Origin of the sequence: Acinetobacter sp. (assembly GCF_036666595.1) — a bacterium.
Classification (GTDB): Bacteria; Pseudomonadota; Gammaproteobacteria; order Pseudomonadales; family Moraxellaceae; genus Acinetobacter.
Map to the genome: position 1 here is coordinate 18,310 of NZ_JAVWVO010000007.1, position 13,339 is coordinate 31,648.

Consider the following 13,339-nt stretch of genomic DNA (forward strand, 5'->3'; position numbering starts at 1 on the left):
CATAACATTAATAACTATTTTTGTGGATAGGCATTGTCAAAATGCCTATCCCTTCACCTTGTTTTACTTGGTATTGGGGTATTTTCGTGATTAAACGAGTTCAGCCGCTATATAATCATAAGATCAAGCTCATTTTCTCAAGCTTAGCGACCGCTATGGCTTTGGTAAATCAAGCTTATGCTGTGGTGCCTGCTGCTGGGCAAAATATCACCAATACTGCGTATGCAAGTTTTGTACAAAAGGACGGTTTGATTGGTCAGGCCGTTTCCAATACTGTTCAAGTCACAATTAATCCCCAATATGTTATTAGCCTGACTTCACCAGCTCGTCAGGAAATCAATGCGGGCGAAAAAGTTATTTGGTTAAACACTCTAACGAATCACAGCAATACACAAGCCGATATTTCAATTGATAAAAATTCGGTTCCAGAATTATCCAATATAAAAATTTATGTCGACAGTAATCAAAATGGTGAGTTTGATCGTTCAGACTTATTGGTGACGGGGCATTTGAGTTTAGAAAGTGATCAAAAAGTTGACCTATGGGTCGTGGCTGATTCATCGAGTTCTTTAAATGATAGTCAACTCGTTGATTTACCACTGCGTGCATATGTCATTCAAGATCCAGCAGCTATTGCAGATGCTGTTAACGGCTTAATTAGTTTTTTACCTCAGTTAACAGCAACCAAAGCTGTCGATAAAAGTAGTTTTGAACCGAAAGTAGGTCAGTCTTACGATTTAACCTACACTTTAAGTATTAAAAACACCTCTACGCGCAACTCGGGTACTAAGCCGATTGAGGTCGATGGTCAAACCATTAATGCTGTGGTGTTATTGGACGAGTTACCAGCAAACACCACGTTTAAATCAGCAAAAGCAAATAACTCAAAAGCTTTGGTGCTATATCCATTAGGCCAAGATAAATTTACCCAGCAGATCCCGAATGATAAATCACTCATCAATACTTTAGTGGTGGCTTACCCGCAAGCGTTAGCAGCCAATGCGACTGAAACGGTCGAAATGGTTGTGACGATGAACTCTAATATTAGTCGTACATCGATTTCCAACATCTTTAGTGTTGAGCATGGCCTAGTCTCAAATATTAAAAAGACTCTGTCGAATGAAGTGGTCACCACAGTGGGTGGAAGCTCTTCCATCACTAATAACAGCAAAGATTATTCTAATATTTTAGCGACTGGCAGTTTAAGTAAGCCGTTGTATATTGCAGCAAATAGTGCCATGTGTAATGCCACGCGCAGCAGTGTAGACAAAGTTAAAATCAAAGTTCAATCGACGAAAACCGGTGATATTGAATATGTACAGGGTGTTGAAACAGGCATCAACACAGGCATATTCCGGTTTTCATTACCTACTCAGGAGTCTGCGACAGCACAGCAGAATGATCAAATTCTACAAACGGTTAAGCGTGATCAAGTGGTTGTTAGCTTAACGGATTGCTTGGATGAAAATGGTAACTCCACAACCAGTATCAGTGATGTAGATACCAATGTACTCATTGATCCATATGGTGTGGTTTTTGATGCCAAGACCAATCAACCTGTTGCGGGTGCAACTGTTACTTTATTGGATGCCAATGGCAAACCTGCTGAAAATGTTGCTTATAAACTAGATGAAACCACAGGGGACAAAGTTGCTATTCCTGCAAAGCAGGTAACCAATAGTGATGGTGAGTTTATTTACCCTTATGTTGATAATGGTACTTATAGCTTATATATCGACACGTCGACGATTGCGGGTGGAACCCGCTATAAATTTACCAGTGACAAAACCATTTATAATAATTTTGATCAGCGTGTGGTCGATGCATCATGGTCTTATGGCGGAAACTTCACTTTAAAAACAGGTGATGCTGCACTCAATATTGATATCCCAATCGACCCAGTTGATATTGTGACGCCAATTAATGACAAATTGGTCATTAAAAAAGAAGTGGTGGGCGATAAAACAGCTGAGATTGGTGACTTTAAAGATTATATGGTGACGGTTGCCAATATGGGTGACTCAACACTGTATGACGTCAATATGAAAGATACTTTGCCACGTGGTTTTGTGTATGTATCAGGCACTACGCGTGTCAATGGTCAAAAGAGTAATGACCCACAGGGTGGCAAAGGTCCTTATTTAACTTTAGGTTTAGGGACACTGACACCGAAACAAGAAGCGAAAGTTCAATACCGTGTGTATGTCGGGCCAAATGCTTTAAGTGGCGATGGGATTAACCGTGTTTACGCGCAGGACAATAAAAATACGACTTCAAATGAAGCACAAGCGGCAGTCAAAGTGACACCAGGGGTATTTAGTCCAGATGGTTTCGTAGTGGGTAAAGTATTTACTGACTGTAACCGTAATGGGGTGCAAGATGCGGGTGAGCTTGGTGTTCCAGGTGTGCGTATTTATATGGAAGATGGGAACTTTGTGGTCACTGACCGTGAAGGGAAATATAACTTCTATGGCATTAAACCAATTACCCATGTCCTAAAAGTCGACAATACCACTTTACCAAATAATGCAGAGTTGGTACTGATCAGTAACCGTCAAGCGGGTGATCCAGCCAGCCGATTTGTGGACCTAAAACGTGGTGAATTGCACCGTGCTGATTTCGCGATAGCAGATACCGCAGGCGAATGTAGTCAGGCATTGGCCGCACAAATTGAAGCGCGCCGTAGCAAAATTGATGCGCAACTTGATGCACTTGAGCAAACCTTACGCCAAGATTTAAACGTAGATGCATTGAGCAGTTATGTGACTGATGTTCAAGGTCAGCCTGCTAGTGGCTGTATTAGTGCTTCAGGGGCTTCGGCAAACTGTAATATTGAATATAAAAAAGAACAGATTAAAGACGTTAAAACGGTTCAAGTTGAACCAGTTAAAACACCAACGATTTTAGACTTAGAACAGGAATTACAACGTTCTGAGTCGAATCAACTTGCAATTTTGAACTTAAATGAACAGCAAGTACTACCTGCTCAACAAGCAACCATTCAAGTAAAAGGTGCTTTAGGAACCGACATCCGTTTATTTGTGAATGACGAGCAAATTTCGGAAAATCGTATTGGTAAAAAAGCAGCTTATAAAGAGCATGGAGTTGCTGGTTTAGACTTTATTGGTGTGCCGCTGCTTGCAGGTAAAAACACAGTTGCAGTTCGCCAGTACGACAGCTTTGGCAATCTACGTGACCAACAGCAAGTGACAGTAATCGCACCAGATGCGATGAGTCAACTGGCTGCGCAGCCAGTAGAACAAGTGGTTTATGCCAATGGCAAAGACGTTTATCAAGTTGTTGTTAAGGTACTTGACCGCAATGGTACGGCTGTTGCAACACGTACCCCAATTACGATAGAAACATCGGTGGGAACGGTTCAACTCAAAGATTTAGACCCAGATAAGCCCGGTATTCAAGTTTTTGCTGAAGGTGGCTCACTGGTTATCCCAGTTCTTGCGCCATTAGAAGCGGGTTCAGGTGTACTGCGTATTCGTAGTGGTATTTATGAGCAGACAGTTCCTGTTCGCTTTTTAGCAGAATTACGCCCAATGTTGGTTGCGGGGATTATCGAAGGTTCATTTGCATTGAACAAATTCGACCCAAAAAATTTATCGCAAAGCTCAACACAAGATGGCTTCGAAGAAGAACTGAATGATTTATCCAGTTCAGGGGATGGTGAAACCGCCATTCGTGGTCGTGCGGCTTTATTCTTGAAAGGGAAGGTGCGCGGAGATTATTTACTGACTTTGGCTTATGACTCGAGCAAAGAAAATAATCAGCGCCTATTCCGTGATATCCGTCCAGATGAATATTACCCCGTGTATGGCGATGCATCAGCGAAAGGCTTCGATGCACAATCCACCAGTAAACTTTATGTCCGTGTGGATAAAGGCCGTTCTTATGCCATGTATGGGGACTATGTTACACGTACAGAAAATGACGAAGGGCTTTCACTGGGTCAATACAGCCGTTCATTGACAGGTCTGAAGTCAACTGTTGAAGGGGATCGTTACCAAGTTTCGGGCTTCGCAGCACGAACCAATGCAACGCAAATCGTGAATGAATTACGTGCAATGGGGGTTTCTGGTCCATATTCTTTAGGTATTGATACCGACGATATTTTAGAAAATAGTGAAAAGGTGGAAGTGATTGTTCGTGATCGTAACAATCCAGGTTTGATTATTGCGCAGCGTACTTTAAATCGCTTCAGCGACTATCAAGTAGATACCTATACCAACAGTATTTACCTGACCTCACCGTTGAGCAGCATTGATGAAAACCTGAATCCTGTTTATCTACGGATTACGGTAGAGTCGGATCAAGGGGGGCAGGAATATACCGTTGCTGGAGTGAATGGTCGTTATAAGCTCAATGATAAAGTGACGGTGGGTGGCTCTTATATTCAAAATGATGATCCTATGGATCAAGAGAAAATTGCCAGTGCCAATACAGTCATTCATTGGAATGATAAGACCAAACTGATTGCGGAATATGCATATTCTGACCACGATGCTCTAAACCTTGACCAATTGACAGATCTGAATGCGTCAAATAGTACAGACACATCTGGTGATGGCACAGCGGCACGCGTTGAATTGGAATACAAAAATGACAAGGTCGATTTACGTGCTTACCATCAACAAGCAGATGAAGGTTTCCGTAATGCGGCGTCTTCAATCAGTTCAGGGCGCAAAGAAAGTGCAGTCAAACTCAATGCACGTTTAGATCAGTTTGGTATTTTACGTGTTGAAGCGGTAAGGACTGAAGATAGCGTGAATGAAGGTGTTCGCCATGGCGTGAGCGCCTCGATTGAGAAAGCGATTAACCGTATTGTAAGTTTAGAGCTGGGTGCACGTTATTATAATGAGTCAGCCAATGCAGCCAGTGCTTCGACCCAAAATGTTGAAACGCCATATGATGGCACCACTGTGCGCGCTAAATTAAAAACAGCACTCCCTTTTGATGGTTCAAGTGCTTTCCTAGAATATGAGCAAGACATCGCGGATAGTGACCGCCGTGTATTTGCTGTAGGTGGTGATGCACAAGTTTATAAAAATATTCATGCCTATGCGCGCCATGAATTCATTTCGAGTATAGGCGGATTATACGAACTCAATGACACGCAAAAACGTAATACCACCGTTTTTGGTTTAGACAGTGAATATATGCGTGATGGTTCTGTGTTTAGTGAATATCGTGTACGTGATGGTATGAGTGCGCGTGAAGCTGAAGCCGCGATGGGTGTACGTAATCGTTGGCAGCTTAAAGAAGGTCTATTCTTTAATACCAGTTTTGAAAAAGTAAAAGTCTTTGAAGGTGAAAATAAAGATTCACTAGAGTCTACTGCGGCAACTTTGGGCTTTGAACACCTTTCCAATCCACGCTGGAAAAATGTGGCACGTATAGAAGGACGCTGGTCTAATCAAAGTGATAGCTATTTAAATACTTTAGGTACCGCGTATAAGTATTCAGACGAAGTAACTTTATTAGCTAAAAATGTCTTGAATATTACCGACAATAAGTCTGCAGATTCTGGCGATCGTGTGATTGACCGTGTTCAGGTCGGTGCTGCATATCGTGATTTGGCAACCAATCGTTTTGACTCATTGAGCAAAATTGAATATCGCTACGAGAAAAATGAAACAACGCTGAATGATCCATATGAGCGCAATGTTTATATTATGTCTCATCATATGAATTATCATCCAACACGTTCGGTGCATGTATCTGGGCAATATGCGGTTAAATATTTGGATGAAACTTATGATCTACTGCAAACCAGTGGTATGACTCAAATGCTCAACAGCCGGTTTATGTATGATATTAATGAGCGTTGGGATGCAGGGGTGAATGCTGGCGTGATGTGGAACAGTGTTTCGGATGGAACCAAGTTGATGGCAGGGGTTGAAGTGGGTTATCTACTAGCTTCGAACCTTTGGGTTTCAGGTGGATATAACTTTGTGGGCTATCAAGATAAAGATCTGATTGATAGTGATACAACGATGGATGGTGCATATTTCCGTTTCCGCTTCAAATTTGACGAAAATCTATTTAACAAAAATAAGCCTTCAGTCAATAAAGCCTTGGAGCCTAAATAATGTTGAAATATTATGCTAAACATGTGTTGTGGCTTGCGGCTTTGGGTACTGTAGTGGCGCATGCTGCAGAGGTTCCTGTTAGTTCAAGTTATCCAGTTTCGCAGCAGCATGTGCATGAGCAATTGCACACTGCAATTGAGCAAGCGACGGACTTACGGGACAAGTACCAGTTAGAAAAAGCACGAACATGGCTGAGTTATGTTGACCATGAATATAGTGAAAAAGCGAAGCGTCAAAATATTGATCTGATCTATCAGCAGGTCTTAGACATTGTATATGCAGATCAGCGTGCAACGTTAAGTGTAGAAACACCAATGTTACCGTTTTCCCAACTAATGCGCCGTGATTTATGGACGCGTGCTGCAACGATAAAAATACAGACTGGGTTTCAATGTGCCTATAAAGAACTTGCACAAGCTGAAGTGAATTTGGTTTGGGCAGCTGCTGAGTACCGTGAATTAGGTTGGCATCATTCGCGTGAGATTTTTGCTTCAGCAGAACGTTTGATGGATCAAGCCACTTCTTTATCGGAAAACTGTGGCACACTTTAACTTAACGCAGTTCGCTTTTTAGAAAAATTGCAGCAACTGCAATCAGTACACACATGAAAAAAGGAGCCTTTCAGCTCCTTTTATTTTTAAATCTTTTCAATGCGACAATAATAAAAACCATCGCCACGCCCTACTTGTGGGAGTAGTTGGCGACCATGAATCTGCTCAACGCCCCAATCGGCATCAATTTTAATTTCTTTCGCATCCGTATGTTCAGCAAAGAAGTCGATCATCTGCTGTTCATTCTCGGCTTTTAAAATTGAGCAGGTGATGTACAGCAATGTGCCACCCACTTTGAGTTGTTGCCACATATTTTCAAGAATCTGCTTTTGCAGTTGTACCGTTTTGGCAATATCCCCTGACTGACGCAGCAAACGAATATCGGGATGGCGGCGGATCACCCCAATGGCAGAGCAAGGCGCATCCAGTACGATACAATCTGCAAGCTCAGGCGAGGTCCATTTCACCGCATCGGCCGCGATAATGTCGACATACTTTTCATTTAAAGCCAAACGCTCTAAGTTTTCAGAGACACGTTTTAAGCGCTTTTCATCTTGGTCGAGTGCAATCAGTTTTTTCGGCTGATACATCTCTAAAATATGCGCTGTCTTGCCGCCAGGTGCTGCACAGGCATCAATTACGAATTTGCCATTTAAGTCTGGCAATAATGTTGCACAGAGTTGTGCATGTTCATCTTGGACTGAAAAGCCACCCACCTCAAAACCCGGCAGGCTTGGGATATGTAGACTTTCATCGAGTACAATACCGACATTTGAAAGTTCACAGGCATGGGCTTCAATGCCTTCATCTTCTAAAATTTCAAGATATTCGTCACGGCTAACTTGTAAGGTGTTGACGCGCAAGGTTAAGGGTGCAACTTGTTTCAGCTCGTAGCTAATTTCAGCCAGTTGCTCGCCCCAGTCTTTTTTCAAACGCTTTGCTAACCAACTTGGCAAATTTGAAGCTTGCTCGAGCACATCGTAGAACTGCCCAGTTTCACGTGTTGCACGGCGCAAAATAGCATTCACCACACCACTTAAGCTTTCCATCCCCAATTGTTTAGCTGCTTCTACCGTTTCAGAAATCGCGGCATGCGCTGCAACGCGGGTACACAGCAATTGGTATAAACCCACATATAAACAAGTTTCAACGACTTGGTTTTCCAGTGGCTTAGTCAACAACGGTAAAGTCACTTGTTTAAGCGCATGCCATTGGCGTAAACAGCCAAGAACTAATTCATGGTACAAGGCACGGTCTTTGTCAGACACAATCGCCATGTGTTGCTGAAGTACCGATGCCAGTGATTGACCATTTTGGACAGCCAATAACGTTTTAACAACCTGAGCACGTAAGTTTAGAGTCTTACCTGAGGCGTGGGGAGATTGTTTCATTATAAAATTTGTCCAATATTCAGTTTTTGGGTTTGTAAAATTTGTACGGCATTTAGTGGTTTACCCCCCGGCCATTGCAGAGAGTTTAAACACACCGCGTGTTCATCGCCACAAGCCACATGAACACCGTGTTTATCAATGGCTAAAATGGTGCCTGCAGCTTGAGCTTGGGCATTTTCTTGAGACAACATCGAACCCCAAACGCGCAGATTATTGCTTTCATCCAGTGCGATAAATGCGACAGGCCATGGGTTAAATGCGCGAATATTACGATCGATTTGCACCGCTGTTGAAGTCCAATCAATTTGCGCTTCAGCTTTAGAGAGTTTGTGTGCATAGACTGTCAAAGCTTCATCTTGCACTTCACGGTTGTCTAAATAGTGCTGCAATGTGCTTTCAGAGGCTAAAACTTTGACCGTCGCTTCGGCCCCTTGGAGTGCCAATTTGTCATGCAAACTTGCAGAGGTATCTGTAGCTTCAATCGGGCAGTAGGTTTTATACATCATATCGCCTGTATCCAAACCTGCGGCCATTTTCATAATGGTGACCCCAGTTTCGGTATCTCCAGTAGAAATTGCGCGTTGAATAGGCGCTGCACCTCGCCAGCGTGGCAGCAGTGAACCGTGAATGTTTAAACAGCCATATTTAGGCGTATCCAAAACCACTTGCGGCAAAATAAGACCATAAGCAGCCACCACCATCACATCTGCATTTAAGGCCTTGAGTTCAGCTTGAGCAGCCAGACCTTCTTCAGTTGAGGACTTAAAATGCAGCGGTTGATACACGGGAATATCATGTGCTAAAGCCAACTGCTTCACGGCTGAAGCGGTAAGTTTCTGCCCACGACCTGCTTTACGGTCAGGTTGCGTATAGACGGCTACCATTTCATGTTCTGTTTTTAGGAGAGCGTCTAATGCCACAGCCGCAAATTCGGGCGTGCCTGCAAAGATGATTTTCAAGAAATACTCGGAAAAAAGGAGAAGATTAAAACAATTATAGCAAAACTCGAGCAGCTACAGATTTATCCTGCATAAAAAGCCGATAGAGCGGTTCTAACTGGATGATGTGCGAGAGTTTTATTCAAAAAATAGCGCAAGGATCCTTAATGGCACATCGCTCAAAATTTGTATTTCATATAAATAAAACTCATGCAAAATTTAAAAATTATTCATAGAAGTTTTGTATTGCAAGGTGAGTGAACGGGTTATAGTAGTTTCCATATGCAATTGAATGTCAGCTCATCGGTTAAAATGTAGCGCGCAAATATACTGCCGTCCGTATTTTAGGTCGAGATACCTAAAAACGAGATTTACGCAGAATGTGAATATGTTATGTTTAAATTTTTGACAGTTTGACACTCTCAGAACTCAGATTTTAGCCAGAGTGAATGTGGACATTCATCTCAAGCACAACTATGTTGGAAAAGTACAATGCCTGACTATCGTTCAAAAACATCAACACACGGAAGAAACATGGCGGGTGCGCGTGGCTTATGGCGCGCAACGGGGATGAAAGACGAAGACTTTGGTAAGCCGATTATTGCGGTAGTCAACTCATTCACTCAATTTGTACCGGGTCACGTTCATTTAAAAGACTTAGGTCAACTTGTGGCACGTCAAATTGAGAAAGCAGGTGGCGTAGCTAAAGAATTTAATACCATTGCTGTCGATGATGGGATCGCGATGGGACACGATGGCATGCTGTATTCATTGCCTTCACGTGACTTGATTGCGGACTCGGTGGAATACATGGTCAATGCACACTGTGCTGATGCGATGGTGTGTATTTCAAACTGTGACAAAATTACCCCGGGCATGTTGATGGCGTCTATGCGTCTCAACATTCCTGTGGTTTTCGTCTCTGGCGGGCCGATGGAAGCGGGTAAAGTGAAAATCCGTGGTAATGAACACGCGATTGACCTTGTTGATGCCATGATCGTCGCAGCAGATGATAGTTTCACGGATGAAGAAGTGGCTGAATACGAACGTTCAGCTTGTCCGACGTGTGGTTCATGTTCAGGCATGTTTACTGCAAACTCAATGAACTGTTTAACCGAAGCTTTGGGCTTATCTCTTCCGGGCAATGGTTCAACCTTAGCAACACATGCGAATCGTAAAAAACTATTCGAGCGTGCTGGTCAGTTGATTGTTGAAATTACCAAACGCCATTACGAACAAAACGATTACAGCTTGTTGCCACGTTCAATTGCCACCAAAGCAGCCTTTGAAAATGCTATGACGCTGGATATTTCAATGGGTGGTTCAACCAATACCGTTCTACACTTGTTGGCAGCGGCACATGAAGCTGAAGTTGACTTTACCATGACCGACATTGACCGTTTGTCACGTAAAGTGCCTGTGCTGTGTAAAGTTGCACCTGCAAAACAAGACGTGCACATGGAAGATGTACACCGTGCAGGTGGCATCATGTCGATCTTGGGTGAATTGGATCGTGCAGGGTTGTTGGATACGTCTGTGCCAACTGTGCATGAAAAAACCTTAAAAGATGCTTTGGACAAGTGGGACATCATCCGTACTGAAGACGAAGAAGTTTACCAATTCTTCCGTTCAGCACCGGGCGGTGTACCGACGCAAACTGCATTTTCACAAGACCGTTACTACTCACGATTAGATGGTGATCGTAACAATGGCGTCATTCGTAATGCTGAACATGCTTTCTCTCAAGATGGTGGTTTGGCTGTGCTGTACGGCAACATTGCGCTTGAAGGCTGTATTGTAAAAACTGCGGGTGTAGATGATTCCATCTTGAAATTCAACGGCACGGCACGTGTGTTTGAAAGCCAAGATGCTGCGGTAGAAGCGATTCTAGGTGGCAAAATCACTGCTGGCGATGTGGTGGTGATTCGCTACGAAGGCCCACGTGGTGGTCCAGGTATGCAAGAAATGTTGTATCCAACCAGTTATTTAAAATCGAAAGGTTTGGGTAAAGACTGTGCTTTACTCACCGATGGGCGTTTCTCAGGCGGTTCATCAGGTCTATCGATTGGTCACGTGTCTCCTGAAGCGGCTGAAGGTGGTGCGATTGGTTTGGTTGAAGATGGTGACCGTATCGAGATCGATATTCCAAACCGTAGTATTCACTTGGCCGTGGATGAAGCAACGATGGCAGCGCGCCGTGAAGTACAAGAAGCCAAAGGTTGGCAACCTGCTGAACAGCGTCCACGTAAAGTCTCTAAAGCTTTAAAAGCCTATGCGATGCATACCACCAGTGCGTCTAAAGGTGCGGTACGTGAAATTTAATCGCTAGTCTTTGAATGATTGAAAAAAGAGCACTCCATTTGGGGCGCTTTTTTTATTTAAAAGCCATTGGTTCAGTACAATGGAGTCTTAAAGAGGTTTCTCAAATGACAGTTGAGAACGACGTTTCCGTGTATCAGACAACCTGATGGATTCAAGATCAATATGTTAAAACCGTGAAGAGCTTGATGAGGATTGACTCAAAAGTGTCATTGTACTTTTATGTGTAGTCTGCTTTCTATACAATAAAAACAGAAAAAATTGCCAAGACCGTAGAGCAATACGCAGCCATCGCCAAGGACAAATACAATGAGTAAAGACAATATCCGCGAACATTCAGCCCCTGTTTATGAAGGCATTGAAAATGCGCCCGCACGTTCTATGATGCGTGCCACAGGCTTTAAAGATTCAGATTTTACTCGTCCCTTTGTTGGTATTGCGTCTACTTGGGCCAATGTTACGCCGTGTAATATGCATATCGATGGTTTGGCACGTGAGGCTGAGAAAGGGGTCAATCAAGCAGGTGGTAAAGGTATTATTTTTAATACTATCACCATTTCAGATGGTATTTCTAACGGCACCGAAGGCATGAAGTATTCATTGCTGAGCCGTGAAATTATTGCCGATTCGATAGAAGCCGTGGTGGGCTGTCAGGCCTATGATGGGGTGATTGCCATTGGTGGCTGTGACAAAAATATGCCAGGTTGCATCATGGGCTTGGCCCGTTTAAACCGTCCGGGTTTGTTTGTCTATGGCGGAACCATTAAGCCGGGCGCAGGGCATACCGACATGATTTCTGTCTTTGAAGCGGTGGGGCAGCACGCCAAAGGTGAAATCAGTGCCATTCAAGTCAAACAGATTGAAGAAGTGGCACTGCCGGGGCCGGGGTCATGTGGCGGCATGTACACTGCAAACTCGATGGCTTCTGCGATTGAAGCCTTGGGCATGAGTTTGCCGGGCTCCTCTGCACAAGAAGCGGTTTCGGATGACAAGCGGATCGACTGTCAAAAAGCAGGTGAAGCGGTGATGAATTTGCTGCGCTTAGACCTGAAGCCGCGCGACATTATGACCAAAGCTGCTTTTGAAAACTCGATTAAAGTGCTGATTGCTTTGGGTGGTTCGACCAATGGTGTGCTGCACTTACTGGCGATGGCACATACCGCTGGGGTTGAACTGAGTTTGGATGATTTTGTCCGTATCGGCCAAGATATTCCCGTGGTGGCCGATGTGCGTCCATCTGGCAAATATTTGATGTCTGAGCTGATTGCGATTGGGGGTATTCAACCGCTGATGAAGCGTATGCTGGATGCTGGCATGCTCGATGGTTCATGTTTAACCGTAACCGGAAAGACCTTGGCGGAAAATTTGGCTGAGGTTGAAGACTATCCAGAAGGTCAGCAGATTATTTTACCGTTCGACGCGCCGATAAAAAAAGACTCTCACTTGGTGGTGCTTAAAGGTAACCTGTCTCCAACAGGTGCTGTGGCTAAAATTACCGGTAAAGAAGGCCTGTACTTTGAGGGGCCAGCACGTGTCTTTGAAGGTGAAATTGGCGCGATGCGTGGCATCTTAGATGGCGAAGTTCAAGCAGGTGAGGTGGTGGTGATTCGTGGTGAAGGGCCTAAAGGTGGGCCGGGTATGCCAGAAATGCTGAAACCGACTTCAGCGATTATTGGTAAAGGTTTGGGTAAATCTGTAGCGCTGATCACCGATGGTCGTTTTTCTGGTGGCAGTCATGGTTTTGTCATTGGTCATGTGACCCCAGAAGCCTATGAAGGTGGGCCAATTGGTTTAGTGCAAAATGGCGATAAAATCTCAATTAATGCAGAAACCCGCGAAATGACGTGGCATGTTTCGGCAGAAGAGATCGCAGCGCGTCAAGCCACGTGGGTGAAACCGCAGCCGAATTATCGTTATGGGGCCTTGGCCAAGTTTGCAAAACTGACCACTGGTGCGGAAAAAGGCGCGGTAACTGATCTAAATTTAGATGTCTAATTGATCATTTTGCTGTGAATTGATATAAACCCTTGTAGTACTTT

General features: G+C 43.8%; 6 protein-coding genes. 4 read left to right on the forward strand and 2 right to left on the reverse strand.

Annotated elements, in window-relative coordinates:
- Positions 1 to 41 precede the first annotated feature (41 nt).
- Both RR876_RS10330 and RR876_RS10335 read left to right on the forward strand, forming a co-directional pair.
- Positions 42 to 6,101 (forward strand): SdrD B-like domain-containing protein, encoded by a 6,060-nt coding sequence (locus tag RR876_RS10330; RefSeq protein ID WP_332476240.1) that lies wholly within the window; start codon positions 42 to 44, stop codon positions 6,099 to 6,101.
- Positions 6,101 to 6,652, forward strand: a complete 552-nt coding sequence (locus RR876_RS10335) for a hypothetical protein (RefSeq protein WP_332476241.1) — start codon at positions 6,101 to 6,103, stop codon at positions 6,650 to 6,652. Before RR876_RS10330 ends, RR876_RS10335 begins: the two co-directional genes overlap by 1 nt.
- 86 nt (positions 6,653 to 6,738) lie before the next feature.
- Here the strand turns inward: RR876_RS10335 and rsmB are convergent, their stop codons facing one another.
- The gene (gene rsmB / locus RR876_RS10340; RefSeq protein WP_332476242.1) at positions 6,739 to 8,043 is read right to left on the reverse strand and encodes a 16S rRNA (cytosine(967)-C(5))-methyltransferase RsmB; all 1,305 of its coding nucleotides are present in this window, start codon (positions 8,041 to 8,043) and stop codon (positions 6,739 to 6,741) included.
- Complete coding sequence (gene fmt / locus RR876_RS10345; protein WP_332476244.1) at positions 8,043 to 9,002, reverse strand: methionyl-tRNA formyltransferase; 960 nt, start codon at positions 9,000 to 9,002, stop codon at positions 8,043 to 8,045. The genes rsmB and fmt overlap by 1 nt, the downstream gene beginning before the upstream one ends.
- Before the next feature lie 471 nt (positions 9,003 to 9,473).
- On the opposite strand from fmt, the gene ilvD (RR876_RS10350) reads away from it, so the two are divergent.
- Both ilvD (RR876_RS10350) and ilvD (RR876_RS10355) read left to right on the forward strand, forming a co-directional pair.
- The gene (gene ilvD / locus RR876_RS10350; RefSeq protein ID WP_332476245.1) at positions 9,474 to 11,303 is read left to right on the forward strand and encodes a dihydroxy-acid dehydratase; all 1,830 of its coding nucleotides are present in this window, start codon (positions 9,474 to 9,476) and stop codon (positions 11,301 to 11,303) included.
- Positions 11,304 to 11,609: 306 nt separating this feature from the next.
- Entirely contained in the window at positions 11,610 to 13,295 is a 1,686-nt protein-coding gene (ilvD, locus tag RR876_RS10355) for a dihydroxy-acid dehydratase (protein ID WP_332476246.1), read from the forward strand.
- The last annotated feature ends 44 nt before the right edge of the window (positions 13,296 to 13,339 follow it).

Excerpts from the sequence above, each read along its gene's own strand:
- ilvD (WP_332476246.1), top strand. The coding sequence starts at position 11,610 with ATGAGTAAAGACAATATCCGCGAACATTCAGCCCCTGTTTATGAAGGC.
- RR876_RS10335 (WP_332476241.1), top strand. The coding sequence starts at position 6,101 with ATGTTGAAATATTATGCTAAACATGTGTTGTGGCTTGCGGCTTTGGGT.
- ilvD (WP_332476245.1), top strand. The coding sequence starts at position 9,474 with ATGCCTGACTATCGTTCAAAAACATCAACACACGGAAGAAACATGGCG.
- RR876_RS10330 (WP_332476240.1), top strand. The coding sequence starts at position 42 with ATGCCTATCCCTTCACCTTGTTTTACTTGGTATTGGGGTATTTTCGTG.
- rsmB (WP_332476242.1), bottom strand. The coding sequence starts at position 8,043 with ATGAAACAATCTCCCCACGCCTCAGGTAAGACTCTAAACTTACGTGCT.